Annotated in this window: 31 protein-coding genes and 1 riboswitch; of the genes, 12 read left to right on the top strand and 19 right to left on the bottom strand. The window is 44.3% G+C overall.

Features of this window, described 5'->3' with window-relative positions; translation table 11 throughout:
- Positions 1 to 8: 8 nt before the first annotated feature.
- The gene (locus PUN35_RS21390; protein ID WP_003229119.1) at positions 9 to 146 is read right to left on the bottom strand and encodes a hypothetical protein; all 138 of its coding nucleotides are present in this window, start codon (positions 144 to 146) and stop codon (positions 9 to 11) included.
- Between the two features lie 155 nt (positions 147 to 301).
- The gene (locus PUN35_RS21385) at positions 302 to 574 is read right to left on the bottom strand and encodes a YtzC family protein (protein ID WP_003229117.1); all 273 of its coding nucleotides are present in this window, start codon (positions 572 to 574) and stop codon (positions 302 to 304) included.
- 161 nt (positions 575 to 735) lie between these two features.
- Here PUN35_RS21385 and PUN35_RS21380 point away from each other — a divergent pair, with 161 nt between their 5' ends.
- Both PUN35_RS21380 and PUN35_RS21375 read left to right on the top strand, forming a co-directional pair.
- Entirely contained in the window at positions 736 to 1,704 is a 969-nt protein-coding gene (locus PUN35_RS21380) for a tRNA modification radical SAM protein MnmL/YtqA (RefSeq protein WP_009968016.1), read from the top strand.
- Positions 1,701 to 2,285, top strand: a complete 585-nt coding sequence (locus PUN35_RS21375; protein ID WP_014480625.1) for a tRNA 5-(aminomethyl)-2-thiouridylate-methyltransferase MnmM — start codon at positions 1,701 to 1,703, stop codon at positions 2,283 to 2,285. The genes PUN35_RS21380 and PUN35_RS21375 overlap by 4 nt, the downstream gene beginning before the upstream one ends.
- Here PUN35_RS21375 and tbcS read toward each other — a convergent pair.
- On the bottom strand, positions 2,275 to 3,378 hold the full coding sequence (gene tbcS / locus PUN35_RS21370; RefSeq protein ID WP_033882168.1) for a tetraprenyl-beta-curcumene synthase: 1,104 nt from the start codon (positions 3,376 to 3,378) through the stop codon (positions 2,275 to 2,277). The genes PUN35_RS21375 and tbcS overlap by 11 nt on opposite strands.
- Before the next feature lie 20 nt (positions 3,379 to 3,398).
- Complete coding sequence (gene ytpA, locus PUN35_RS21365; protein WP_004398545.1) at positions 3,399 to 4,178, bottom strand: phospholipase YtpA; 780 nt, start codon at positions 4,176 to 4,178, stop codon at positions 3,399 to 3,401.
- Between the two features lie 48 nt (positions 4,179 to 4,226).
- Between ytpA and PUN35_RS21360 the strand changes: the two genes are divergently transcribed.
- Positions 4,227 to 4,742: a gamma carbonic anhydrase gene (locus PUN35_RS21360; protein WP_003229106.1), complete on the top strand. Its 516-nt coding sequence runs from the start codon at positions 4,227 to 4,229 to the stop codon at positions 4,740 to 4,742.
- Positions 4,743 to 4,987: 245 nt separating this feature from the next.
- On the opposite strand, the gene alaP is transcribed toward PUN35_RS21360, so the two are convergent.
- The 3 genes from alaP to metK all read right to left on the bottom strand — a co-directional run bounded on the left by alaP (position 4,988) and on the right by metK (position 9,765).
- A complete protein-coding gene (alaP, locus tag PUN35_RS21355) occupies positions 4,988 to 6,379 on the bottom strand; it encodes an alanine permease AlaP (RefSeq protein ID WP_003229105.1) in 1,392 nt (463 codons plus the stop codon).
- 135 nt (positions 6,380 to 6,514) lie between these two features.
- Positions 6,515 to 8,413, bottom strand: coding sequence for an asparagine synthase (glutamine-hydrolyzing) (asnB, locus tag PUN35_RS21350; RefSeq protein ID WP_004398625.1), 1,899 nt, complete (start codon positions 8,411 to 8,413; stop codon positions 6,515 to 6,517).
- A 149-nt stretch (positions 8,414 to 8,562) separates the two neighbouring features.
- On the bottom strand, positions 8,563 to 9,765 hold the full coding sequence (gene metK, locus PUN35_RS21345; RefSeq protein ID WP_003229102.1) for a methionine adenosyltransferase: 1,203 nt from the start codon (positions 9,763 to 9,765) through the stop codon (positions 8,563 to 8,565).
- A 167-nt stretch (positions 9,766 to 9,932) separates the two neighbouring features.
- Positions 9,933 to 10,071: riboswitch (SAM riboswitch) on the bottom strand.
- Between the two features lie 196 nt (positions 10,072 to 10,267).
- Between metK and pckA the strand changes: the two genes are divergently transcribed.
- Entirely contained in the window at positions 10,268 to 11,851 is a 1,584-nt protein-coding gene (pckA, locus tag PUN35_RS21340) for a phosphoenolpyruvate carboxykinase (ATP) (RefSeq protein ID WP_014480627.1), read from the top strand.
- Between the two features lie 38 nt (positions 11,852 to 11,889).
- Here pckA and PUN35_RS21335 read toward each other — a convergent pair whose 3' ends face one another.
- Positions 11,890 to 12,132 carry a DUF2584 domain-containing protein gene (locus tag PUN35_RS21335; protein ID WP_003223304.1) on the bottom strand — a complete coding sequence of 81 codons (243 nt, stop codon included), beginning with the start codon at positions 12,130 to 12,132 and terminating at the stop codon, positions 11,890 to 11,892.
- Between the two features lie 51 nt (positions 12,133 to 12,183).
- Positions 12,184 to 12,957: an alpha/beta hydrolase family protein gene (locus tag PUN35_RS21330; RefSeq protein ID WP_014480628.1), complete on the bottom strand. Its 774-nt coding sequence runs from the start codon at positions 12,955 to 12,957 to the stop codon at positions 12,184 to 12,186.
- 150 nt (positions 12,958 to 13,107) lie between these two features.
- Between PUN35_RS21330 and PUN35_RS21325 the strand changes: the two genes are divergently transcribed.
- From PUN35_RS21325 to PUN35_RS21315, 3 genes are read left to right on the top strand one after another with little or no spacing between them, the layout of a single operon-like run.
- Entirely contained in the window at positions 13,108 to 14,112 is a 1,005-nt protein-coding gene (locus PUN35_RS21325) for an ABC transporter substrate-binding protein (protein WP_003245977.1), read from the top strand.
- Between the two features lie 12 nt (positions 14,113 to 14,124).
- Entirely contained in the window at positions 14,125 to 14,907 is a 783-nt protein-coding gene (locus PUN35_RS21320; protein WP_003229092.1) for an ABC transporter ATP-binding protein, read from the top strand.
- Positions 14,882 to 15,694 carry an ABC transporter permease gene (locus PUN35_RS21315; RefSeq protein WP_003229090.1) on the top strand — a complete coding sequence of 271 codons (813 nt, stop codon included), beginning with the start codon at positions 14,882 to 14,884 and terminating at the stop codon, positions 15,692 to 15,694. The genes PUN35_RS21320 and PUN35_RS21315 overlap by 26 nt, the downstream gene beginning before the upstream one ends.
- Positions 15,695 to 15,720: 26 nt before the next feature.
- Here PUN35_RS21315 and ytkD read toward each other — a convergent pair whose 3' ends face one another.
- From ytkD to PUN35_RS21300, 3 genes are all read right to left on the bottom strand, one after another.
- Complete coding sequence (ytkD, locus tag PUN35_RS21310) at positions 15,721 to 16,197, bottom strand: RNA deprotection pyrophosphohydrolase (protein WP_003229087.1); 477 nt, start codon at positions 16,195 to 16,197, stop codon at positions 15,721 to 15,723.
- 208 nt (positions 16,198 to 16,405) lie between these two features.
- Positions 16,406 to 16,810, bottom strand: coding sequence for a phage holin family protein (locus PUN35_RS21305; RefSeq protein ID WP_003229085.1), 405 nt, complete (start codon positions 16,808 to 16,810; stop codon positions 16,406 to 16,408).
- A gap of 165 nt (positions 16,811 to 16,975) precedes the next feature.
- The gene (locus PUN35_RS21300) at positions 16,976 to 17,413 is read right to left on the bottom strand and encodes a Dps family protein (RefSeq protein WP_003229083.1); all 438 of its coding nucleotides are present in this window, start codon (positions 17,411 to 17,413) and stop codon (positions 16,976 to 16,978) included.
- A gap of 128 nt (positions 17,414 to 17,541) precedes the next feature.
- Between PUN35_RS21300 and ytzI the strand changes: the two genes are divergently transcribed.
- On the top strand, positions 17,542 to 17,682 hold the full coding sequence (ytzI, locus tag PUN35_RS21295; protein ID WP_003229081.1) for a YtzI protein: 141 nt from the start codon (positions 17,542 to 17,544) through the stop codon (positions 17,680 to 17,682).
- On the opposite strand, the gene PUN35_RS21290 is transcribed toward ytzI, so the two are convergent.
- Together PUN35_RS21290 and PUN35_RS21285 are read right to left on the bottom strand one after the other, a co-directional pair.
- Positions 17,676 to 18,113, bottom strand: coding sequence for a FixH family protein (locus PUN35_RS21290; RefSeq protein WP_014480629.1), 438 nt, complete (start codon positions 18,111 to 18,113; stop codon positions 17,676 to 17,678). The two genes, ytzI and PUN35_RS21290, sit on opposite strands and share 7 nt — an antisense overlap.
- Positions 18,114 to 18,232: 119 nt before the next feature.
- Positions 18,233 to 18,706, bottom strand: a complete 474-nt coding sequence (locus tag PUN35_RS21285) for an S-ribosylhomocysteine lyase (RefSeq protein WP_003219361.1) — start codon at positions 18,704 to 18,706, stop codon at positions 18,233 to 18,235.
- A gap of 127 nt (positions 18,707 to 18,833) precedes the next feature.
- On the opposite strand from PUN35_RS21285, the gene yidD reads away from it, so the two are divergent.
- A complete protein-coding gene (yidD, locus tag PUN35_RS21280; RefSeq protein ID WP_003229076.1) occupies positions 18,834 to 19,061 on the top strand; it encodes a membrane protein insertion efficiency factor YidD in 228 nt (75 codons plus the stop codon).
- Here the strand turns inward: yidD and PUN35_RS21275 are convergent.
- Both PUN35_RS21275 and PUN35_RS21270 read right to left on the bottom strand, forming a co-directional pair.
- Positions 19,058 to 19,621 carry a beta-class carbonic anhydrase gene (locus PUN35_RS21275; RefSeq protein ID WP_014477744.1) on the bottom strand — a complete coding sequence of 188 codons (564 nt, stop codon included), beginning with the start codon at positions 19,619 to 19,621 and terminating at the stop codon, positions 19,058 to 19,060. The two genes, yidD and PUN35_RS21275, sit on opposite strands and share 4 nt — an antisense overlap.
- Before the next feature lie 93 nt (positions 19,622 to 19,714).
- Positions 19,715 to 19,963, bottom strand: coding sequence for a type B 50S ribosomal protein L31 (locus PUN35_RS21270; protein WP_003219346.1), 249 nt, complete (start codon positions 19,961 to 19,963; stop codon positions 19,715 to 19,717).
- A 205-nt stretch (positions 19,964 to 20,168) separates the two neighbouring features.
- Between PUN35_RS21270 and PUN35_RS21265 the strand changes: the two genes are divergently transcribed.
- From PUN35_RS21265 to PUN35_RS21255, 3 genes are read left to right on the top strand one after another with little or no spacing between them, the layout of a single operon-like run.
- A complete protein-coding gene (locus tag PUN35_RS21265) occupies positions 20,169 to 21,500 on the top strand; it encodes a cytochrome ubiquinol oxidase subunit I (protein ID WP_014480630.1) in 1,332 nt (443 codons plus the stop codon).
- Positions 21,501 to 21,543: 43 nt separating this feature from the next.
- The gene (locus PUN35_RS21260) at positions 21,544 to 22,584 is read left to right on the top strand and encodes a cytochrome d ubiquinol oxidase subunit II (RefSeq protein WP_014480631.1); all 1,041 of its coding nucleotides are present in this window, start codon (positions 21,544 to 21,546) and stop codon (positions 22,582 to 22,584) included.
- Positions 22,585 to 22,637: 53 nt separating this feature from the next.
- Complete coding sequence (locus PUN35_RS21255; RefSeq protein ID WP_014480632.1) at positions 22,638 to 22,796, top strand: DUF1540 domain-containing protein; 159 nt, start codon at positions 22,638 to 22,640, stop codon at positions 22,794 to 22,796.
- An 18-nt stretch (positions 22,797 to 22,814) separates the two neighbouring features.
- Here PUN35_RS21255 and mntD read toward each other — a convergent pair whose 3' ends face one another.
- From mntD to mntB, 3 genes are read right to left on the bottom strand one after another with little or no spacing between them, the layout of a single operon-like run.
- Positions 22,815 to 23,702 carry a manganese ABC transporter permease MntD gene (gene mntD, locus PUN35_RS21250; protein ID WP_014480633.1) on the bottom strand — a complete coding sequence of 296 codons (888 nt, stop codon included), beginning with the start codon at positions 23,700 to 23,702 and terminating at the stop codon, positions 22,815 to 22,817.
- Positions 23,692 to 24,999, bottom strand: coding sequence for a manganese ABC transporter permease MntC (gene mntC, locus PUN35_RS21245; RefSeq protein ID WP_014480634.1), 1,308 nt, complete (start codon positions 24,997 to 24,999; stop codon positions 23,692 to 23,694). Before mntC ends, mntD begins: the two co-directional genes overlap by 11 nt.
- 5 nt (positions 25,000 to 25,004) lie before the next feature.
- Positions 25,005 to 25,757 (bottom strand): manganese ABC transporter ATP-binding protein MntB, encoded by a 753-nt coding sequence (mntB, locus tag PUN35_RS21240; protein WP_014480635.1) that lies wholly within the window; start codon positions 25,755 to 25,757, stop codon positions 25,005 to 25,007.
- Positions 25,758 to 25,759 lie beyond the last annotated feature (2 nt).

Here is a 25,759-nt window from a genome sequence, read left to right as displayed (position 1 = left end):
TGAACCTTTTATAGATAAAAATGATCAATTATACTTTTTTGCCATTCAAAACCGATCATCACAAGAACAAGAAAAAAAGAACAAGCGATCACAGATGCCGCAATCAGCATTGGCACGTTACGTTTGTTTCGTTTTTTATGTTTCATAACTGCCTCCCTTAATGTCAATATATAAATGATTTTATATTAGTGTCTATAGTGTATTACTTCAATTAGTACACTTAATACAATAAATGCTTTAACTCACAAAGTCAATCCTTTTTTTACAAAAAAAACGGACCCTTTTAAAAGGGTCCGTTTTCCTACACATCAAGAGGGTGCTGCAGGATCATATTATTTTGCAAAGATTGAAGCTGAAGCCTCATTCTGTACAGCTGTTCTCTCTGCTGATCATTTGACGACAGCCATAGCTTATTCAAGGCATTTACCGCATCTTCAAGCTGCATTTGCGCATCACTATATTCTTGATCGTTATAATGCTCTTGTTTAGAAGCGATTTTCAGCTGTTCTTCAGCATAATCATAGGCCTGCATACATTGCTGGAGATGTTCATCTACTGATTGTCTTGTTGCCACAGTAACCCCTCCTCTTGGTAATGGAAATCATCCATCATTCATATTGTAGCCTCATCTGACTTTATTCAATAAAGTAATTTATGGTCGATATTCATTTGTTCTCTTGTGAAATGCGTGCTACAATTTTAGGATGCAATCGTACGCAAGGAGGCACATGAATTGTGATGCAGAACAATCCTTTTCCTTATTCAAATACGGAAAAACGCTATCATACATTGAATTATCATCTCAGAGAACATTTCGGCCATAAGGTGTTTAAAGTGGCGCTTGACGGCGGTTTTGACTGTCCAAATCGGGATGGCACCGTAGCCCACGGAGGCTGTACGTTTTGCAGCGCAGCAGGCTCCGGAGATTTTGCTGGAAACCGGACCGATGATTTAATTACGCAATTCCACGACATCAAAAACCGCATGCACGAAAAATGGAAGGACGGCAAGTACATCGCTTATTTTCAGGCTTTCACAAACACTCACGCCCCGGTTGAGGTGCTTCGTGAGAAATTCGAATCCGTCCTCGCTTTAGATGATGTGGTCGGCATTTCGATCGCCACACGCCCGGACTGTCTGCCTGATGATGTCGTTGATTACTTGGCAGAGCTGAATGAACGCACCTATTTGTGGGTGGAGCTTGGGCTTCAAACAGTTCATGAACGGACTGCACTTCTGATCAACCGCGCACATGATTTTAACTGCTATGTGGAAGGCGTCAATAAATTAAGAAAACACGGCATACGTGTCTGCTCGCATATTATCAATGGGCTGCCTTTGGAAGACCGGGACATGATGATGGAAACGGCAAAGGCCGTCGCAGATTTGGATGTCCAGGGCATTAAAATCCATCTGCTTCACCTACTGAAAGGCACGCCGATGGTCAAACAATATGAAAAGGGCAAGCTGGAATTTCTTTCTCAAGATGATTATGTGCAGCTCGTCTGCGATCAGCTTGAGATCATTCCGCCTGAAATGATCGTCCACCGCATTACAGGTGACGGACCGATTGAGTTGATGATCGGGCCAATGTGGAGCGTCAACAAATGGGAAGTGCTTGGCGCCATTAATAAAGAGCTAGAAAATCGAGGCAGCTATCAAGGAAAGTTCTTTCAACGGCTTGAGGAGGAATCAGCGCTATGATTTTGAAGAAAATTCTTCCTTACAGCAAAGAACTGCTGAAAATGGCCGCGGGAGAGGGAGATATTGTCGTAGATGCGACAATGGGCAACGGACATGATACACAGTTTTTAGCGGAGCTTGTCGGTGAAAACGGCCATGTATACGCATTCGACATCCAAGAATCAGCCGTGGCCAATACAAAGGAACGGCTCGGTGACATGTATCAAGCGCGAACAACGTTATTTCACAAAAGCCATGATAAAATCGCTGAATCCCTCCCGCCTGAAACACATGGCAAAGTGGCGGCCGCGGTATTTAACCTCGGCTATTTGCCGGGCGGGGACAAATCAATTACGACAAACGGCAGTTCTACGATCAAAGCCATTGAACAGCTTCTCAGCATCATGAAAGACGAAGGTCTGATTGTTCTCGTCGTCTATCATGGCCACCCGGAAGGCAAAGCTGAAAAAAACGACGTGCTCGAGTTTTGCCGGGACTTGGACCAGCAATCAGCCCGTGTATTAACATACGGATTTATCAATCAGCAAAATGACCCGCCATTTATTGTCGCCATCGAAAAAAAAGCTCAGATCAGCAAATGATTTGAGCTTTTTTCTTTGAGTTTTTCATCCAGGACATTTTTTGAAATTTCCGGTAGGCTCTGCCGTTGATATAAAAGAAAAGGGAGGTTTTTCCGCTGGCTTTGATCAGCTTCTTTGCGAGCCGGCCCATTTCCTTTTGGCCTGCCACTTTATCATCTGACAAATAAACACCAAGCAAGCCGCGATTGATTAAACGATGGAAGTTTTCATGCGGAATGCCTTGTAAATGCTCGTCGGCTTTATGGATAAAGTGTTCAAGCCGATTCATCATCTCTTCATGAGACTGATAATATGAGCAGAAATTCAAGTCTCCTTCCAGCAAGTCCTCCTCTTGATCAATCAAATAATCAAGCAGGATATGAAGGCCCTGTATGTAAGGAAAATAACTGTCGCGGATTTTTTTAGCGGTGCTTTCTGTGAAATCAGGCTGGAACGAATACGCAACCAGACAGAAAATGCCTAACGTTGAGCCTGCACAGGCTGAAAATTCATACCATTCCATCTCAGGCAGCTCTGATTCATATTGAGTAAACCACTTTTCAAGCCGCGGAACACGCTCATGCTCAATAACGTGCTTATGCACCTGCAAATCGCAATAATAGCCGCACAGTTCAAGCAGATAAGGTTTAATCATGTCATAGTGCTCAATGGAACCAAGGACACGCTGGCACGTTTTGACCAGTTCGTGCAGATATCCGCTGTCATCCTGTTCTTCCCTGAATTGATAATAGTTTTGCAGTTCCGCCCCAACTGTCAGTGCATCCTGCATTGAGGCATGGAGCATCCGAAAATCCTGCGGGTCCAGCGAGGTGCTGCGGTCACACAGATTGTCCAAATAATCACTAATCGTTTGATACGCGATGATAAACTCGACACATTTCTGTTTTTGGCTGCCTGACAATAAGGCCAGTATGCCGCCGCCTTCACAGTGAAACGTTTTGTCCCGAATACTTGCGGTTGCCTGTGCTTTCAATTCACTGTTATGAATCGATTCTGATTTTTGCTTCCATATGTCCAGCTCTTGATGAACGAGCGGAAAAATATCTCGATATACCTTTGCCATCAATCCAAAAGGATGTTCCGGTACTGTCAACACATGCACCCCCTACTAGTTCAAATATATTGATCAGTAAACGCTCTTGCTGCTTTAAAAACATCTTCTCTCTCGGGTTCATTGAAGATCTCATGGTAAAGCCCTTCCCACTCTCTGTATGCTTTATTATGAGAAGCAACACCATTAAACCACTTGATGACCATCGTTTTGTCAACAAGCTTGTCATCACCGGCTTGCATCACAAGAAGCGGAACTTTCAAAAATGCCTCTGTCGGCACCATTGCCGATTCAATTGTCTTTAAAAGCTCTCTGTACCATCTGACAGAAACTTTCCTGACGTATAACGAATCATTTTGGTCAGCCTCGATGACGTCCTCATTGCGCGTCGCCATATCAATTGATAATCCCGAATCAACCTTAAGTGACGGAGCGATGACATTCAGACCTTTTGATGCAAGATCAAGCGCTTTATTGACTTTAATTTGCAGTCCGAGACACGGTGATGATAAAATAATTCCCGTAATCCGGGGATTTCTTTGCTGTTTAACCCATTCAATCGCGACCAGACCGCCCATGCTGTGACCTAGAAGAAAAACCGGCAGATCAAAGGTTCGCGCTTTATCTATCCAAGCATCTACTTCATCAATGTATTCTTGAAACGAGCGAATATGCCCTCTCGCTCTTGTCGTTGTTCCCTGTCCAGGCAAATCGCCCATGACAACGTGATAACCCGAAGACCGCCACATTTCAATCAGCCATTTATATCGTCCGTGATATTCACTTGCCCCGTGAATGATTACAATCACTGCAACAGGTCTGTCTGCTTTCCAGGTCCACATGCTCTTCACCTCATACGAAATTTAAATAGAGAAAGAAGGATGAATCTTATGATCTACCCTTATAAGGAACACAAGCCAGATATCCACCCAACAGCCTTTATAGCTGATAATGCAACAATTACCGGTGATGTCGTGATCGGAGAACAGTCCAGCATTTGGTTTTCTGTTGTCATAAGGGGAGATGTTGCGCCGACCAGAATCGGAAACAGAGTCAATATCCAAGATTTAAGCTGCCTCCATCAAAGCCCGAACAAGACGCTGCTCATTGAAGATGACGCCACGATAGGCCATCAGGTTACACTTCATAGCGCTGTTATCCGCAAGAACGCCTTAATCGGGATGGGCTCAATCATTTTAGACGGAGCCGAAATTGGCGAAGGCGCTTTTATTGGTGCCGGCAGTCTTGTCCCGCCCGGAAAAATCATTCCGCCTGACCATCTCGCCTTTGGCCGCCCTGCAAAAGTCATCCGCCCTTTGACGGAAGAAGACCGAAAAGATATGCAAAGAATACGGTCAGAATATGTAGAAAAGGGCCAATATTATAAATTTCTTCAACAAACATAAGACCTGCTTCGTCTTACTTTACCATTTTTCAAATTATATTTGAAAGCAATAACCATCGTTAACCCGGACGTCATAACAGTTCGGGTTTCGATTTTTCCATAAAACGTTCACATATAGCATGAAACGTATGACTTTTATCTTATCACAAAACTATAAACAGCCTCTGCAAAAACACATACCTATTCTTTCCTGTTCTCTATTTTCTATGAGCACACACAAAAAGAGCCCACTGGGAGCTCTTTTTGTCAGCTGATATTTCGTTCGCTGGCAGCAGCTGCATTTTTTTTATGAAACCCTTTTCCATAGTACACAGCCAGCAAGATGAGAAACCATATCGGCCCGATAATCACGGCTACTCTTGTATCAGGGCTGTAAGCCATAAGAATGACGACGAATGCTAGAAATGCCAATGACACATAAGACGTAAACGGAAATAAAGGCATTTTGTACTTTAATTGTTTCTTTTCTTCCGGCTTCAAACTTTTCCTGTATTTTATTTGAGAAAGCAAAATGATTGCCCACGTCCAAATCGCTCCGAACGTCGCAATACTTGTAACCCAAGTAAATACCTTCGCAGGGACAACATAGTTTAACAGCACTCCGACTAATAAAGCGCCCGCTGAAGCCAGAACAGCTTTACCCGGGATGCCGCCTTTCGTCAGCTGACCATATGCTTGTGGCGCCTCTTTCTGTTCCGCCAAGTTAAACAGCATCCGCCCTGTGCTGAAAATACCGCTGTTGCATGAAGACAGCGCGGCTGTCAACACGACAAAGTTAATGATACCTGCGGCCGATGGAATGCCCACTTTTTGAAATGTGAGAACAAATGGACTTCCTTGAGAGCCAATTTCCTGCCACGGATAAATAGACATAATGACAAATAAAGCGCCTACATAAAAAATCAAAATCCGCCAAAATACTGTATCGATTGCTTTGGCTAACGATTTTTGCGGGTTTTTTACTTCGCCAGCCGTCACCCCGATCATTTCAATCCCTAAATAGGCGAACATGACCATTTGAAGAGACAATAGAACCCCTTTTAATCCATGAGGGAAAAATCCTCCGTTGTTCCACAAATTACTGATTCCGGTGGCAATGCCCCCATTGCCGACTCCTGCAATAATCATCAATAAACCGACTGCAATCATGGATAAGATCGCAACAATTTTAATCAATGCGAACCAAAATTCCAGCTCACCGTAAGCTTTGACAGCCAGGAAATTAACACCCGTCATAATGACCAGCGCCGATAATGCCCAAATCCAGTTTGGCACGTCAGGAAACCAGAACCCCATATAGATGCCGACAGCAGTAATTTCGGCCATACAGGTGACAACCCATAAAAACCAGTAGTTCCACCCTGTTAAATAGCCTGCAAGCGGTCCCAAATAATCACGCGCATACCTGCTGAAGGAGCCTGCAACCGGTTTTTGAATAGCCATTTCCCCAAGCGCTCTCATAATAAAAAACATGACCAGGCCGCTTGCGGCATACGCTACCAAAATACCAGGCCCTGCTAATTGAATAGCTGATGCGGAGCCGAGGAACAACCCTACTCCTATAGCAGCTCCTAAAGACATTAAAGAAATATGCCTTTCTTCGAGTCCGCGGTGCAACTCTTGTTTTTGTTTTTGCATGCTTCTTCTCCCCTAGAAAAAAATATCATTAAATCATTTTTCTGAATATTTCGTATGAATTGGGTAAACCAATAATGATGGAGAAATAAAAGGATAACAACAAGGCTTTCGACTACTCGAAAGCCTTGTTGTCTGTTACACAAAGATGACTTCTTTAGGCTGATGGCTCAGCTCTTCAGGCATATACCGTTTTTCAATATTGATGCTGTGCCAGATCATAAAGATTAGCACAGTCCAAATTTTACGGCTGTTATCAGCCTTGTCCGCACAATGGTCTTCAAGAAGCTGAAGGACATAATCCTTATGGATATAAGCATCCGTTTGGCTTTCTTGAATAATATTCCGCACCCATTCGTTCATTTCGTTTTTCAGCCAATGACGGATCGGTACAGGGAAACCAAGCTTTTTGCGGTTTAATACGTGCTCAGGCACAATTCCTTCAGCGGCTTTGCGAAGAAGATACTTCGTCGTGCCGTTCTTCGTTTTCAGCTCATCAGGAATTTTTGAAGCGACGTCGAATACGACTTTATCCAAGAACGGCACACGCAGTTCCAAAGAATTCGCCATCGTCATTTTATCCGCCTTTAACAAAATGTCGCCGCGCATCCAAGTGTGGATATCGACATACTGCATTTTGTTGATATCGCTGTACGAGCTGCTTTCTGTAAAGTAAGTCTTCGTCACATCGCGATATGAAAGGTTCGGATTATAATGCTTCAACAGCTGCTTTTTGACAGACTCTTCAAAGATTTTCGCGTTACCGATATAACGATCCTGAAGCGGAGTACAGCCGCGCTCAAGCAGGCTCTTTCCTCTCATACCTTCAGGCATAACGGCAGCAACGTGCAGAAGCATCTTTTTCAAGCCGGACGGAATCCGTTCAAACGGTTTAAGCGAAAGCGGTTCACGGTAAATGTTATATCCGCCGAAGAGCTCATCCGCTCCTTCACCTGATAAAGCAACCGTAACATGTTTTTTCGCTTCTTTTGCAACAAAGTACAACGGAATCGCTGCCGGATCAGCAAGCGGGTCATCAAAATGCCAAACGATCTTCGGAAGCTCATTCATGTATTCCTCAGGCGAAATGACTTTGCTGATATTTTCAATGCCCAGCGCCGCTGCCGTTTCTTTCGCTACATCAACCTCACTGAAGCCCTGCTGTTCAAAGCCGACAGAGAATGTTTTTAAGCTTGGATGAAATTCCTTCGCAACAGACACAATAAAGGAAGAATCAATCCCGCCAGACAGGAACGAACCGACAGGAACGTCACTTCTCATATGAACGTTTACAGAGTCATAGATCGCGTCTCGGACTTCTTTCACAAGCTTGTCTTCTTCAGTCTGAACCGGCTTGAAGTTCGCTTTGAAATACGTTTTGAATGTGATATCGCCGTCCGGGCGGATTGTGAACTGTGAACCCGGCTCTACTTTTTTCACATGGGCATCAAGCGTGCTTGGTTCAGGAACAAATTGGAAAGACATGTACTGCTGCAATGCCTCTTTATCTATTTCAATATCATTCTGAGCAACCATTAAACTTTTTCTCTCTGAGGCAAAATAAACCTGATCATTGATCGTTGTGTAATACAACGGTTTAATGCCGAATGGATCTCTTGCCCCATAAAGCACATGATCGTTTTTATTCCAAATCAGAAAGGCAAACATACCGCGCAGTTTGGACGCCGCTTCTTCTTTATAGTGACGGTAAGTCGCAAGAAGAACCTCTGTGTCCGAATCCGTGTTGAATGTGTACCCCTTTGCTTCAAGTTCTTCTCTCAGTTCGATATAGTTATAGATTTCTCCGTTAAAGATAATCCAATATGTTTCATCTTCATATGATAAAGGCTGTCCGCCATTTTCTACATCAATAATGCTGAGCCGTCTGAATCCGAAGCCGACGTGCTCATCATGGAAATATCCATCACTGTCAGGACCGCGGTGAACGATCATTTGGTTCATTTGTTTGATTAGTTCTTCTTGATCAGCGGTTTGAGCTAACGGATGCTTGTTAAAAACCCCGACAAATCCACACATAGTATTGCCTCCATAATTAAAATTGTCATCATTGAACCCCTATTTATAGACGCTGTGAATAGTATTTGGTTTCACAGTTATGTAAAAAAATAAACATGAATACAACGATAAAAAAGGGAAAGCCGCTTAACCAGTAAGCGGCTATAAAATTATTCTCCTAACGCTTCTTTACGCAGCTGCTCCGCTTTGTCTGTGCGCTCCCATGGAAGGTCAACATCGTGACGTCCAAAGTGGCCGTACGCAGCAGTTTGTTTATAGATCGGACGGCGCAAATCAAGCATTTTGATAATGCCGGCAGGTCGTAAATCAAAGTTATTGCGAACAACTTCAATCAGTTTTTCCTCAGAAGCTTTTCCTGAACCGAATGTGTTGATTGAGATTGACACAGGCTGTGCAACACCGATCGCGTAAGCAAGCTGTACTTCGCAAGAATCAGCAAGCTCAGCCGCAACGATGTTTTTCGCAACGTATCTTGCCGCATAAGCTGCAGAACGGTCTACCTTCGTCGCGTCCTTACCTGAGAACGCGCCTCCGCCGTGGCGTGCATAGCCGCCGTACGTATCAACGATGATTTTGCGTCCTGTAAGTCCCGCATCCCCTTGAGGGCCTCCGATTACGAAACGTCCTGTAGGGTTGATGAAATATTTTGTTTCTTCATCAATCAGCTCTTCAGGAACAACCGGATTGATTACATGTTCTTTAATGTTGCGCTGAATTTGCTCAAGTGTAATTTCAGGATGATGCTGAGTTGAAATAACAATCGCGTCAATGCGGACTGGTTTGTTATTTTCATCGTACTCAACCGTTACCTGTGTTTTGCCGTCAGGGCGAAGGTACGGAAGAATATCTTCTTTACGGACTTCACTTAGGCGGCGGGCTAATTTATGGGCAAGTGAAATTGGAAGAGGCATAAGCTCTTTCGTTTCGTTGCACGCATAACCGAACATTAATCCTTGGTCACCCGCACCAATCGCTTCAATTTCTTCGTCGCTCATTGTGCCTTCACGGGCTTCAAGCGCTTGGTCTACGCCCATCGCGATATCAGCAGACTGCTCATCAATTGATGTTAAAACCGCACAAGTTTCCGCATCAAATCCGTATTTTGCACGTGTGTATCCGATTTCTTTAATGGTTTGGCGAACCGTTTTCGGAATGTCAACATACGTAGAAGTTGTGATCTCTCCGCTTACAAGAACCAAACCTGTTGTCACAGATGTTTCACAAGCAACACGCGCGTTAGGGTCTTTCTTTAAAATTTCATCTAAAATGCTGTCAGAAATCTGGTCACAGATTTTATCCGGATGCCCCTCCGTAACAGATTCTGATGTAAATAAACGACGATTTTTACTCATGATTTGCTTCCTCCTGCACAAGGCCTCCCGAAAGACCTTGTATATATGATACGGAACTCGCTCCCTCTTATACAATGTACAGTTATATTAGAGAATGTTAATTGGCATATTTATGAAATAAAAAAACCTTTTCCATCGAGGAAAGGGTTTGGTCTTTGTGCCTTTCACTCTTATCGCTCAAGGAATCATACAACCTTGCAACAGGTTAGCACCTTGGTTGTCTCACTCAGTTGAACATAATAAATAACAGAGAAACCGGTTGCTGGGCTTCATAGGGCCTGTCCCTCCGCCAGCTCGGGATAAGAGTATCCGCTCAATGAAATATCTTATCGTAAAAGGGTTTGCAATGTCAATATGATTCAGAAGAAATAGGCACCTATATTGAGGGAAAACAATGGAAATGCACACACAAAAAATAATAAATAGTATAGACTATTTGAAAATATATGTTATACTAATTCACAATTAGCAAAACACAAAAAACGATAAAGGAAGGTTTCATATGAACTCAGTTGATTTGACCGCTGATTTACAAGCCTTATTAACATGTCCAAATGTGCGTCATAATTTATCTGCAGCACAGCTAACAGAAAAAGTCCTCTCCCGAAACGAAGGCATTTTAACATCCACAGGTGCTGTTCGCGCGACAACAGGCGCTTACACAGGACGCTCACCTAAAGATAAATTCATCGTGGAGGAAGAAAGCACGAAAAATAAGATCGATTGGGGCCCGGTGAATCAGCCCATTTCAGAAGAAGCGTTTGAGCGGCTGTATACGAAAGTTGTCAGCTATTTAAAGGAGCGAGATGAACTGTTTGTTTTCGAAGGATTTGCCGGAGCAGACGAGAAATACAGGCTGCCGATCACTGTCGTAAATGAGTTCGCATGGCACAATTTATTTGCGCGGCAGCTGTTTATCCGTCCGGAAGGAAATGATAAGAAAACAGTTGAGCAGCCGTTCACCATTCTTTCTGCTCCGCACTTCAAAGCGGATCCAAAAACAGACGGCACTCATTCCGAAACGTTTATTATTGTCTCTTTCGAAAAGCGGACAATTTTAATCGGCGGAACTGAGTATGCCGGTGAAATGAAGAAGTCCATTTTCTCCATTATGAATTTCCTGCTGCCTGAAAGAGATATTTTATCTATGCACTGCTCCGCCAATGTCGGTGAAAAAGGCGATGTCGCCCTTTTCTTCGGACTGTCAGGAACAGGAAAGACCACCCTGTCGGCAGATGCTGACCGCAAGCTGATCGGTGACGATGAACATGGCTGGTCTGATACAGGCGTCTTTAATATTGAAGGCGGGTGCTACGCTAAGTGCATTCATTTAAGCGAGGAAAAGGAGCCGCAAATCTTTAACGCGATCCGCTTCGGGTCTGTTCTCGAAAATGTCGTTGTGGATGAAGATACACGCGAAGCCAATTATGATGATTCCTTCTATACTGAAAACACGCGGGCAGCTTACCCGATTCATATGATTGACAACATCGTGACTCCAAGCATGGCCGGCCATCCGTCAGCAATTGTATTTTTGACGGCTGATGCCTTCGGAGTCCTGCCGCCGATCAGCAAACTAACGAAGGAGCAGGCCATGTACCATTTCTTGAGCGGTTACACGAGTAAGCTCGCCGGAACCGAACGTGGTGTCACGTCTCCTGAAACGACGTTCTCTACATGCTTCGGCTCACCGTTCCTGCCGCTTCCTGCTCACGTCTATGCTGAAATGCTCGGCAAAAAGATCGATGAACACGGGGCAGACGTTTTCTTAGTCAATACCGGCTGGACCGGGGGCGGCTACGGCACAGGCGAACGAATGAAGCTTTCTTACACTAGAGCAATGGTCAAAGCAGCGATTGAAGGTAAATTAGAGGATGCTGAAATGATAACTGACGATATTTTCGGCCTGCACATTCCGGCCCATGTTCCTGGCGTTCCTGATCATATCCTTCAGCCTGAAAACACGTGGACCAACAAGGAAGAATACAAAGAAAAGGCAGTCTACCTTGCAAATGAATTCAAAGAGAACTTTAAAAAGTTCGCACATACCGATGCCATCGCCCAGGCAGGCGGCCCTCTCGTATAAAAAACAAAAGCCAAGAGCAATTATGCTCTTGGCTTGTTTTAATTGACGGAATGCAAAGAAGTCAGCTTGTATGTAATGATGGTCCGGCCGTCTTCCCATTGAAGCTTCTGCACTTCAGCTGTGCCTGACTTTTCGCCAAACTTTGTTTTGCGTACATCCATTGGAATCTCCATCGGATATACTCGGTATCCGTCCTTCTCTAACGTGAATATATTTTCATCTATGCGAACTTCTTTTCCTTTTGTCACAATCAGTGTATTAAATTCAACAGGCATTCCCAAAGTGAAATCCCCTTTCGTTCTCTTTTTTCTTTATCATAACATATTTCACTGTCAGCGGTTTTTCATCCATTGTGTGAGCTGCCGCACGATACGCCGGTTTTCTTTTGGCGGGAAATAATGTGTGAATGTACTGTAGTACCATGTTTCCACCGGCTTATGCAGTTGTTTTAGCTTCTCTTCTAATAAATAGGAATGCTGAATCGAAACATTTTGGTCTTTTTCTCCATGGATTAACAGCACGGGAGCCTGAATTTTGTTTACTTGGTCAAACGGTGTCCTCCATTGATATTCCTCAGGCACCTTTTTCGGTGTTCCGCCGATGACTCTTTTCATCATTCGCCGCAAATCCTGCCGCTCCTCGTATGTAAGAATCATATCACTGACGCCTCCCCAGGAAACAAATGAAGCTGCCTGCCCGCCCATTTCGATAGCAGTAAGCATTCCCATAATTCCGCCGCGAGAAAAGCCGAAGATGTGGACTCTATCCTTCTTGACATTTGGGTGCTGCTGAAGCAGGCGAAAAGCAGAAAATGCATCCTCCCTGTCTTCTCCGGCAAAATCCTCATTGCCTTCTCCTCCTTGATTGCCTCTGTAAAAAGGAGCAAACACCACAAACCCTTGGGATGCAAACTGGATAATCCGGCCCGGCCGAACCATGCCCACGCTTTTAATCCCGCCGCGCAAATATAAAAATCCGTCATATTGTCCCGGTTCCGCCGGCTCAGCCAGAAGCCCCTTAACCCGTAATCCATTTGACAGATAGCAGATCGTATACAAACGCACATGCTGGCTTGGCGACGGAAATCTTCTTTTCTCTACAATCAAAACAGCCGCCTCCTTTTTTCTATATGCTTTCCTTACTCCAAAATTACATCCGGAGAACCTGGTTAGGCATTCACACATTTTTATACCCATCATACGATATGTAAAGCAAAAAAGGATATTAACTTGATGCGAAATAAGGAGGTTGTCTATGTGAACAGATGGTTAAGGCTGGGCTTCGCCTGTGTCGGCAGTATCTTTCTGATGTTCGCCCTGGCGGCTTGCAAGCAGGAAGAAACGCTCACCAAAGTCAAAGTAGCTGAAGTGACCCATTCAATTTTTTACGCACCTTTATATGTTGCTGAGTCTAAAGGTTTTTTTAAGGAAGAAGGGCTTGATGTCGATGTGAATACGACCTGGGGCGGAGATAAAACGATGACATCGCTTCTTTCCAACGGCTCCGACATCGCGCTTGTCGGGTCAGAAACATCTATTTATGTCGAAGCGCAAGGGGCTAAAGATCCCGTCATTAATTTCGCCCAGCTGACTCAGACAGACGGAACGTTTCTTGTCGCGAGAGAAGATGTTGAACACTTCGACTGGGATCAGCTGAAAGGAAAAACGTTTCTCGGTCAGCGAAAAGGCGGCATGCCGCAAATGGTCGGCGAGTATGTACTGAACAAACATAAGATTGACCCGCATAAGGATATAGACCTCATCCAGAACATAGACTTCGCCAATATTGCCAATGCGTTTGCTTCTGGAACCGGTGAGTATGTACAGCTCTTTGAACCGCAGGCTTCTCTCTTTGAGAAAAAAGGCATCGGCCATATCGTGGCTTCATTCGGAGAAGAATCAGGAGAGGTTCCTTATACGACTTTTATGGCGAAACAAAGCTATTTGAAGAAAAATGAAGACACAGCCGTCAAGTTTACAAAAGCCATTTATAAGGCGCAGCAGTGGGTTGAAAATCATTCTGCGAAGGACATCACAGATGCCATTAAAGATGAATTTGATGATACCGACCCAGACGTCATCGAAACATCCATTGAACGCTATAAAAAACAGCATTCATATTCACCAGACCCTCTGCTTAACGAAAAAGAATGGGAGCTTCTCCAAACCATTATGGATAAATCGGGAGAACTGCCGAAGCACATTCCATACAATCAGCTTGTAAATAAAGAAATTGCTGAAAAAGTCACCTCGGAGAAATAGGAGGCGCCATCTATGTCTTTCTTACATGTCGACCATGTAACCCATACTTATTTTTCTATTAAAGAAAAAACAACGGCTGTGCGGGATATTCATTTCGATGCCGAAAAAGGCGATTTCATCTCATTTCTCGGCCCAAGCGGCTGCGGAAAAACAACATTGCTTTCCATTATTGCCGGTTTGATTGAGCCATCAGAAGGCAGAGTTCTGATTGAAGGCCGTGAGCCGAATCAAAAAGAACATAATATTGGCTATATGCTTCAGCAGGATTACTTATTTCCCTGGAAATCTATCGAGGAAAATGTGCTTCTCGGTTTAAAAATCGCCGACACGCTGACAGAAGAAAGCAAAGCCGCTGCACTCGGTCTATTGCCGGAGTTCGGCCTCATAGATGTGGAGAAAAAATATCCGAAAGAACTGTCAGGCGGGATGCGCCAGCGGGCTGCGCTTGCAAGAACACTTGCGCCTAACCCTAGTCTGCTTTTGCTGGATGAGCCATTTTCCGCGCTTGATTTTCAGACAAAGCTGTCTTTGGAAAACCTGGTATTCCGCACATTAAAGGAATATCAAAAAACAGCAGTGCTTGTCACTCATGATATAGGGGAAGCGATAGCGATGAGCGATACGATCTTTTTATTTTCAAATCAGCCGGGCACCATCCATCAGATTTTTACCATTCCTAAGGAATTGGCCGCGATGTTGCCTTTTGACGCCCGTCAGGAACCTTCCTTCCAGACACTGTTTCAAACGATATGGAAGGAGCTGAATTCTCTTGAGAAACAGCAAAGAAACCATTGATCTGCTTCACGAGCAGTATCAATTCAAACAGAAAAAGGAAAAGTGGAAGGTCCATTCCTTTCAGCTTGCCATATTTATTCTCTTTTTCTCGGGCTGGGAAATCTCCAGCAGGCAGGGCTGGATCGATCCGCTGATCTTCAGCTCTCCATCAGCTGTGTGGCGATTATTGCTGGAGAAACTTGGTGACGGTTCTTTACTGTCACACATCGGCGTCACTTTATTTGAAACGGTGCTTGGCTTTTTGCTCGGGACGTTTATGGGCACGTGCCTAGCCGCTTTGTTATGGTGGTCTAACCGACTTGCCAGAATTTTAGATCCGTATCTTGTGATTTTGAACGCAATGCCGAAAGTGGCCCTGGGCCCGATCCTGATTGTCGCGCTCGGTCCCAGTTTTATCAGCATCATTGCGATGGGAGCCATCATCAGCGTCATTATCACAACCATCGTTGTCTATACCGCCTTCCAGGAGGTCGACGAAAACTATACGAAAGTCATGAAAACATTCGGCGCAAAAAAGTGGGTTATTTTTAAAGAAGTCATACTGCCTGCATCCTCCCCCGCGATTATTTCAACACTAAAAGTGAACGTCGGTTTATCATGGGTTGGCGTTATTGTAGGGGAATTCCTCGTTTCGAAGGTCGGATTAGGATATATGATTATTTACGGATTCCAAGTCTTCAATTTTACACTCGTCTTCTTAAGCCTGCTGATCATCGCCATCTTCGCCACTCTGATGTATCAGGGCGTCGAGCTGCTGGAAAAGAAATGGACGAAGGGGAGGACATAAAAAACCCGGCACATGTGCCGGGTTTTTTATTCAATCCATCCAGATTCTTTCAGTTTTTTCAAGCTGATCGGAAGAACGGAATCCTTCATAATAAAGCTGAATTTTTTATTGCGGGAAAGGTTCTCCGGCAGCTCGTGAAACAAAACCGGGCCTTTCGTTTCAAAGTAATCAGCCTGCTTTTCAAGCTTTTCTATATCTGCAAAATATATATTTTTTACAATCACTTTTTCTTTTCCGAGAACTTTATACTGTCCGAGATACTTGAGGCTTTTGACTCTCGCGCCCGTCTCTTCCTTTACTTCCCGGAGCGCAGCCTCTTCTGCGCACTCCATCGGCTCTACTTTCCCGCCTGGAAACTCATAGCCTCTGTCCTCATGTTCTGTTAAAAGCCATTTGCCGCCAAAACGGCAAATCACCCAGACATGCTTCGGGCTGTCCGAGAAAGGCTGATCGTCAAAGGAAAGCTGAACAGTATTCTGATAATAATCTTTAAACTCGTACATGTTTATCCCTCAAATCCGTTCCTAGCTATCTTCCATACATCATACCACAGTTACGTTTCTTCGGAAGCCTTTTATCAAAAAATAAGGGAAACCCAGCACGCCGTCAGGTTCTGCATGCAGACTAGCTCGTACAGTTTTTTTGCGATACTTTTGCCGGAAAGTGCGACCGACGCTCTGGGCTTTATTATGACCCGCGAACAGGGAAAAGTTACGGTTTGCGCTTAAATTTATTTTTTAACGTTTCTAAAAGATCGACAAGCATCTGAGGAACCGGTATGCCAAGAGAACTGGCTGTCACAACAATTTGCACAGATTCATAAAGAATATAAAACATAATAGCCAAGTCACGAATTGATCCCTGTGTATTCAGCAGCTGATCAAAAAAGTGGCATACAGAGATCAGAGCCAGCGTGACTAATTTTTTGACAAGCCGGGCAAATACCTTTTTAAATGACAGTTTGTGAATAATGGTTTCCTTCAAAGTCGTACTGATAAATTCAATTGCCATAAGAGAGAGCAAAATCAGAAATGAATACTGAAAACCTCCAAAGAAAAAACCCGCTGCTGAAACGCTGACTGCTAAAAACGAAAAGATGCCAAAGTCTCTATCCATTTATCCCAACATCCTTTCACAGAAACGGCCTTACAATATTCTATGGTAAACAAGCCGAACGGATTGGATTTTTCAGAAAAATGGACTGGTTGTCGCCTATTTTTAAGATACAAAAAGAAAAGCCGGACGTCTTTTTTAAGACATCCGGCCGTTCTATTTTTGAACTTAACCTAGGTAAGCTTTTAGCATCCAGTTATGTTTTTCAATATTTTGATGGATCGCAAGAAGCATGTCCCCTGTTGTTTCGTCACCGACTTCATCAGCTAAATCCATGCCGTTTTTCAGCTCTTCCGCGATGACTGTGAAATCATCATATACGCTTTGAACCATTTGTTCAGCTGTTTCATTTCCAGCAGCTTCTTTGACAGAAGCCGTTTCTAAGGATTCCTTCATTGTTGCAATCGGTTTTCCGTTCAGCGCCAAAAGACGTTCTGCTAAGTCATCAATATAAGTTGCCGTTTCGTTGTACAGCTCCTCAAACTTTTCATGAAGAGTGAAGAAATCTTTCCCTTTCACATACCAGTGATAATTATGTAGTTTCACATACATGACTGTCCAGTTGGCTACTTGTTTGTTCACTGCTTGAATCAATTGTTCTGACATGGTATCTCCTCCTTGTTATATGACTATGTATACCCTTAATATCGTACGCTAAAACCTCTTTTTTACCCTTATCTGTCACGATTTCTTCTATTATGCTACAATTGTTAAAAAACGGGAGGTGGAATGTCATGACGCTTCTCATTACGATAAGTATTTTGATTGTGCTGGCTGTTTTGCTTGTAACCATTTGGACGACTGTAAAAGCCTATAATGTAAAGCATACCATTGATCCACCACAAGAAAATCACTCTGATTCACACAATCAATGATGATGTGAATGCTCCTCTTCTGACTGATTGCTGGCAGCATCGGCGTCTCCGACTTGGACTTTTAAGGTCGGCATGCTATGCTGTTTTTTTGCTGTGACATGAGATTGGACAGTGTATACACCATCTTCCTTAAACGTCGTTTCCAATCGGTATACGCCTTTTTCTTGTTTCGCCTTAAACATTTGGCTTGCGTCTTTTTCCCCTTCTTTCCATACTTCAAACTCTACTTCATCGGCATCCGTCACAGCTTCATCACCATATGATACGGCTGCTTCATAAGCAGCGCTTTCTCCGGGATTTACTTTTTCAGGCCCGGTCAGCTTGACATCCAAAACCTCGGGCGTCTCAGCTGTATTTGCTTTGCTTTCACCAGATCCGCATCCATTAAGCAAAAAAGCAGAAAAAAGCAGAACAACCAACATCTTTTTCATGCCATCACCCTTTCATCGTTTACTTAAATAGTAGCAAACGCTTACAGCAAATGGTACACAAAATATGAGACGTCACAAAAAAGACCTTTTTGCTTAAGCGCAAAAAGGTCCTTTCTATTTTAGCCAAATACTTTTAACAATTCTTCTTTATCCTGTGAAAGCCAGAAACGCATTAAACGTTTAGCACCTTCCAGATCATGAAGCTTCGCTTGGCCGCACTGCTTTTCATTCGCAGCTGGTATTTCTGTAATCTCTACCGCTTCCTTCATTGTGTCTTCAAGCAGATCAACGATTTCCGCTGATGTCGGCTCTCCGCTCACAACTAGATAATAGCCTGTCTGGCAGCCCATTGGAGAAATATCAATGATATCAAAATGATCGTATTTCTCAGCATGAGAACGAATCGTAAACGCGAGCAAATGCTCGAGTGTGTGAATGGTGTCAGGCTTCATCGCCTGTTTATTTGGCTGGCAAAAACGAATGTCAAATTTATTTACAACGCCGTCTGTTCCCACTTTATGCACGCCGCAATGTCTTACATATGGAGCAACAACCGCATTATGATCAAGCTCAAAACTTTCTACTGAAGGCATAATGGCACTCTCCCTTTTTTAAAAATGTAATTTCATTATAACATACTTTTCCGATAAGAATTATTGATTAACTTTTCAATCTGTGTTTTTTTTCTTATACTTGCATCAGAAAGGTTGCTGAAGAAACATGAAAACCCTATTCATCGCTCTGATCAGAGGATATCAAAAATTCATCTCGCCCCTGACACCGCCAACGTGCCGCTTTTATCCGACCTGTTCCCAATATGGAATCGAAGCGATTAAAACACATGGCGCTTTAAAAGGCGGATGGCTGACAATCAAACGGATTTTGAAATGCCACCCGTTCCATCCGGGAGGAGTCGATCCCGTTCCTGAAAAGAAACAAAAACATTAATTGTTATAACCGTTTACGATAAGATCCAGTTTTCCGGTTTTAGGATCAATGACTAAGCCATGGACCGGAACGTTTTCAGGGAACAGCGGGTGATGTTTAATAACGTCTACGCTGTCTTTCACACTCGCTTCCACTGAATCAAAGCTTTTAAACCATTGATCAAAGTCTACACCGGAGTACTTTATTGTTTCGATGCGTTCTTCCGGAATCCCTCTTGCTTTGATTTTTTCAAGCATGCTTTTGCTGCTGATTTTGCTCATGCCGCAATCGTGATGCCCGATCACACACACCTCATCTGCATTCAGCTCGTACACTGCGACGAGTAAACTTCTCATGATGCTTCCGAATGGGTGTGTCACAAGCGCACCGGCACTTTTAATGATTTTCACATCACCGTTTCGCAAATTCATCGCATGCGGCAGCAGTTCAACCAGACGAGTGTCCATGCAAGAAAGAATCGCCATTTTTTTATCTGGAAATTTTGATGTTTGATACTTTTCATACTCTCTTTGTTCAGTAAATGTCTTGTTAAATTCAAGAATATCATTTAGAAGACTCATGTTCGTTGTCCCTTTCTATTCTTTTTACTCTTCAATATATCACAACCCTTGTTTATTCGTCATAATAAAAAAAGACAAACCCTCTGGTCTGCCTTATTTCCCCATGTTATAGCGTTTTTTGAACTGCTCAACTCGTCCGCCTTTTTCATTGAATTTCTGGCGGCCTGTATAAAACGGATGCGTGTCAGAACTTACCTCTACTTTAATGACAGGATATGTGTTTCCGTCTTCCCACTCTGCTGTTTCATTAGATGTTTTCGTAGAGGTGCTGAGAAAACGGTAGCCGCTGTTGACATCCTGAAATATCACTTTGTGGTTCTTTGGATGAATTCCTTCTTTCATGGGTATCTCCTTTCAATAAATCGTAATAATTACGTTTTATTTTATAACGTCACAAACGTTTTGTCAATCTTCTTACATCCTTCCCTCTGTTTTCACATCGTAAACCTCATGGCATTTAAGAATAGGAAGAATAATCTAACCGAGGAAGCAAATAATAAACCCAAAATACATACAGAACGTCTTTTTAGAAAGGTGGTTTACGATTGTGGATGATTTAGTTTTGGCCAGAAGCCTTTTTGGCACGACGATGGGCTTTCATATCATTTTCGCAACGCTTGGAGTCGGTCTCCCGCTCATGATTTTAGTGGCGGAATTGATCTATCAAAAAACGAAAGATGACCATTATGCGATCATGGCGAAAAGATGGACGAAAGCACAAGCCGTTTTGCTGGGGGTCGCCATTCCGACCGGAACGATCGCGGGCACTCAGCTCGCGCTTTTATGGCCGGGATTTATGGAAGTCATCGGCCGGGTGATGTCCCTGCCATTTCAAATTGAAATCTATGCTTTTTTTGTTGAAGCCCTTTTCATGTCGATTTATGTATACGCAGCAGACCGCTTATCACCTGCAATGAGGATTGTTGCTGTTTTCTTTGTGTTAGTCGGGGCCGCAGCATCCGCTGTTCTGATCACGAATGTTCACGCTTTTGAAGGTACGCCCGCCGGTTTTAAAATTTTAAACGGAAAAATCACAGATGTTGACCCGTGGGCCGCGTTTTTTAATCCTAGCTTTTTTATCACTGCCGGCCATGTCGTGCTGTCCGCGTTTATGACCGGTGCGTTTATCGTGGCTTCTGTTGCGGCGTATAAAATGATCCGGACGAGGAAAAAGGAAAAGGTCTATCGCTTTCACCGGAAAGCCCTTTTGCTCGCACTGACGATCGGCGGTATTTTTTCATTGCTGACCGCTTTGAACGGACATGAATCTGCACAGATGCTGTACGAATACCAGCCCGAAAAATTAGCCGGTGCGGAAGGCCTGTTTGAAACAAGATCCCATGCCCCGCTCGCTATCGGCGGTTTTACCGACCCGAATGAAGAAAAAGTAAAATGGGCAATCGAGATTCCATGGGCTTTAAGCTTTTTGGCAGCGAACCGTTTTGACACTGTTGTAAAAGGATTAAATGCATTTCCGAGAGATGAATGGCCGCCGCTTTTCATTCACACGCTGTTTAATGCGATGGTCGGTGTAGGCATGCTGCTTATTCTTTATTCCATTATCGGTGTCGTCTGGAGAAAGGTGCTCAAGAAAGACCGTTTCCCAACGTGGCTTTTGGTCATTTTCATGACAGCAGGCCCTTTTAGTCTCATCGGCATTGAATTCGGCTGGATTTTCGCATGTACGGGGAGACAGCCTTGGGTCATCTATCATCTGCTGAAAACGTCAGATGTCGTAACAACGACTGGCTCGATTGGGCTGCTGTTCTTATTTTTCACATTTGTTTATGCCGTGTTAGGCGCAGCTGTCGTCTACGTGCTGCTGTATTATTTCCGCAAGCACCCGGTTGACGAAGATTTAAATACAGCGGAGTCGTAATGGCTCCGCAAACAGGAAACCAAATGGAAGGAAGATCGTACAAATGGAGATTTCAACTGACGCTCTGATCGCCATCTCAATTATCTGGGGCTTTGTGTTTATTTACGCCGTCATGGCGACAATGGATTTTGGAGCGGGATTTTGGTCTATGATCTATTTAAACAAGGAGCATATGAAGGCCACCGATATTGCGAATCGCTTTTTGTCCCCGACTTGGGAGGTCACAAACGTCTTTATTGTGGCCATCGTCGTGGCGCTTTTCAGTTTTTTCCCCGGCGCGACATTTGTGCTCGGCACCGTTTTATTAATTCCCGGAAGCATGATTTTACTGCTTTTAGCGATTCGAAGCGGATTTCTCGTGTTTTCAAATACAGCAAAGGAGCGGAAAACGCTAAGATATATTTCCGGCATCTCCGGCTTTATCATTCCTGCTATTTTAATTTTGGTGCTTCCTGTGACACACGGAGGGTTTATAGAAAAAACGGATGGAATCTATAACTTAAATATGTCTAAAATCTTTTCAAGCCCCAACGCCTATTCATTTATCGGGTTTGCGATTTTAAGCACCTTATTTTTGTCCTCGCTGCTGCTTGCAGATGTTTCAAATGTGGCAGAGGAACAGGATGCGTACCGAGCCTACAGAAAAAGCGCCCTGATTACCGGCCCGATTTCACTGTTGTTTGCAGTATGCATTATGGTGACAATGCGGAATGAAGCAAACTGGCTGTACAGCGGAATGATGAATGATTTTACTTGGATTATTGCATCGTTCATCACATTTGTCATTGCTGGAATCGCTCTTTTTCTGCCTAACAAAAGCTTTGGGCAAAACATCGGAAAACCGCGTCTCGCACTTGTTGCGATTGGGATACAGTATTTTCTCGCAAGCTACGCGTACGGGCGGGCGCATCTTCCGTATATGATTTATCCCGATGTGACAGTCATGTCAGGCTTCACAGAGCCAGCAACGTTCAGAGCGCTGTTTGCAACGTATATCGTTGCATTTATCATTCTATTTCCGGGCTTCTTTTTCTTCTGGAAAATGTTTATGCGAGATAAACGCTATATCCGCCAGGAGGAATAGAGGGCAAGCCAGCCGGCTATACTAATCCAGAACCTTTATAAGGAGGGGATGGCATGGAGCAGAAAATTCTATGTGAGGTCAACAACTGTTCTTATTGGGGCAAAGGTAACAAATGCACCGCTGATACCATTTATGTTGTCAGCCATACTGGTGAAACGGCTGAAAACAGCCGGGAAACAGACTGCAAAACGTTTAAGCCGCATGATTTATAATTAAAAGAAAGAGCTGCATCAGCCAGCTCTTTCTTTTTGCATGTTGAGTGTTCTCAACTTTTTAGTCATGACCCCGTTTGCAGGTGAAAACAAAAAGGCGCTTGCATAACATACACCTGTCATGGCCGCCATCGCTCCTGAAATCGAAACATTAAGCCACGTTGCGAAGAAATAGCCCATGACCGCCGACAGCCCGCCAATCAACGCGCTGAGAATCAGCATATAAAGAAGCCGGTCTGTCAGCAAATGTGCCGCAGCAGGCGGAACAATCAGCATGGCCACAACCAATACGGCACCCACCGAATCAAAGGAAGCAACAGTTGTCAGGGACAGCATGCCCATTTGCACGTAATGAATGAGCAAAACCGGTATTCCCAAGGCTAAGGCCATTTGAGGATCAAACGAAGCGATTTTAAACTCCTTATAGCACACACTGATCAACACTACATTTAAAACCAGAACAGATGCCAGCATCCAAAACGCTTTCGGCCCAATATCAACCCCCAATACCGTCACCGTATTCCACGGCACAAAAGCGATTTCTCCCATTAACGAGTGCTCAATATCGAGATGGACATTCGCTCCATACACAGAAAGCAAAATAACCCCGATTGCAAATAAGGATGTAAACACAACTCCTATAGCAGCATCTGATTGAACCCCCTTGCTATGAAGAAGCTGAACCAAGAAAGCCGTTAACAGACCGGTTGCGGCTGCGCCAATAAACATAGAAATCCCATCGAGACTTCCCGTCACTAGAAAAGCGCCGACAATGCCAAGCAACACTGTATGACTGATTGCGTCGGCCAGCATCGCCATGCTTCTCAGCACAAGAAATGTGCCGATCAATCCGCAGCTTACACCGACTAATACACCGGTAGCTATAATCCATGCTTCAAAACTCATTTGCGATCTGTCCCTTCTTGGCATCATGAGACGCTTTTCGATGCTCAGGCATCCGTCCATACAGCTTTAAGAGTGAATAAAGCCGCTCTCTCGTTTCTCTCGGTAAACGGTCCGGGTCAAAGCAGTCCTGATCGGATTCTATATTGGCAAGGTCCATTTCATGCATGAGATACACTTCATACATCCGCTGCTTCAAAGCTGTGTGATAGCCTTTTTCTATCCCTTTGCTTGTGATTTGCCAAATCCCATTTTCGATACGCTCAATGCACCTCTCTTGTTCCAAGTCATTTAATGCCTTAAGGCATAATGAAGAGGATAGGCGTCTTTTCTTTCTTACACTTTCAACAGTTACACAAAGATTATTCTTTTCATATTGTTCATAAATCTCCAAAAGCACTTGCTCCCTGCTTGTTCTGCGCCGCAGCCTCATCAGCCTTATGGATTTAGCAGCCAATCCCCGCTTAGGCGCGCAAATCATTGAAAAAAGAAAGAGCAGCGTTGCAGATAAGATCATTAATGGCCCTGTCGCCATTCCCTTCATCGTGGTGCTAAGCAGGGTTCCGGCCACTCCGCTGACCCCGCCTGTAATCCCGGCAATGACGATCATCCCGGTTAATCGTTCGGTCCAATATCTCGCAGCTATGGCAGGTGTAATCAGCATAGCCGCCATTAGTATCACACCAACAGTCTGAAGCCCAATGACGACAGCACAGACAATCAGACAAGCCAAAAGCCCGTTTAAAAAACGCACCGGGATTCCTAATCCCTTTGCAAACGCGAGATCAAAAGTAATCAATGTAAATTCCTTAAAGAAAACAATACATAGGAGCAGCAGAGCAGCGGATATTCCTGCAATAAGGATGATATCCTGCCTGACCAATGAAGCAGCCTGGCCGAATAAAAAAGAATCAAGCCCGCTTTGGCTTCCCGCCCCCTGTTGCTGAATATATGTCAGCAGAATGATCCCGACGCCAAAAAACACAGAAAGAACAATCCCGATCGCCGAGTCCTCCTTTGTTTTTGAAAGCCGAGGAATCAGTTGAATACAAAATGTTCCGAGCAGTCCGGCGAGCGCCGCACCCAGCAAAAAGAAAGGCAGTGATTTTTGCCCGGTGAACAGAAAAGCGAGGCACACTCCCGGCAGAGCTGAATGGGCCATCGCATCGCCGATTAAACTTTGCTTTCTCAGCAGCACAAAGCTGCCCAAAACACCGCTTGCCGTCCCGAGCAAAAGCGTACCGGCCAGCACCCACTGTGTATTCGGATGCTGAAGCTGCAGCCACAAACTTTCAAACATTGCGCTCACTCCTTATGTCCTTCTGCCAGCACTTTATCTTTTAAAAACGTAAGCCTTCCTCCATATGTTTTTTGCAGGTTTTCGATCGTAAACACGTTTTCCGCCGGTCCGAAAGCGATTTTTCTTAAATGAAGCAGTAAGATCCAATCGAAATAATCCTCGGCGGTCTGCAGGTCATGATGGACGACAAGCACGGTTTTTCCTTTTTCTTTGAGTTCTGCCAACAGCGTCATAATCGCGCGCTCCGTCGCTGCATCGACACCTGCAAACGGTTCATCCATAAAATAAATGTCAGCGTTCTGGCAGAGTGCCCGGGCAAGAAACACCCGCTGCTGCTGTCCGCCTGACAGCTGGCTGATTTGCCTCTTCGCATAATCAAGCATCCCGACTTTTGCTAATGCGGCCTTCGCCATCTCCACATCCGCTTTCTTTGGCCTCTTTAATAAACCGATTCTCCCGTATCTTCCCATTAGGACGACATCGAGCGCGCTTGTGGGGAAATCCCAGTCAACCGAGCCGCGCTGCGGAACATATCCGATTCTGGTCCGCTGATCCTTATAGTCTTTGCCGTAAATAGAGATGTCTCCGGAAGCTCTGGGCACAAGACCGAGAATCGTTTTGATCAAGGTTGATTTTCCCGCGCCGTTTGGGCCGATAATGCCAATAAGTTTTCCTTCAGGCACCTGCAGCGAAATGTCCTGCAGTACAGGCTTTTTATGATAAGCAACCGTCACATTATCAAGCTCAACAGGGAACATAT

Source organism: Bacillus sp. N3378-2at (genome assembly GCF_033412715.1).
In the GTDB taxonomy this organism is placed as follows: domain Bacteria; phylum Bacillota; class Bacilli; order Bacillales; family Bacillaceae; genus Bacillus; species Bacillus subtilis.
The sequence above is the reverse complement of the archived record's forward strand: the minus strand, read 5'-3'. Positions and strand labels throughout refer to the sequence as shown.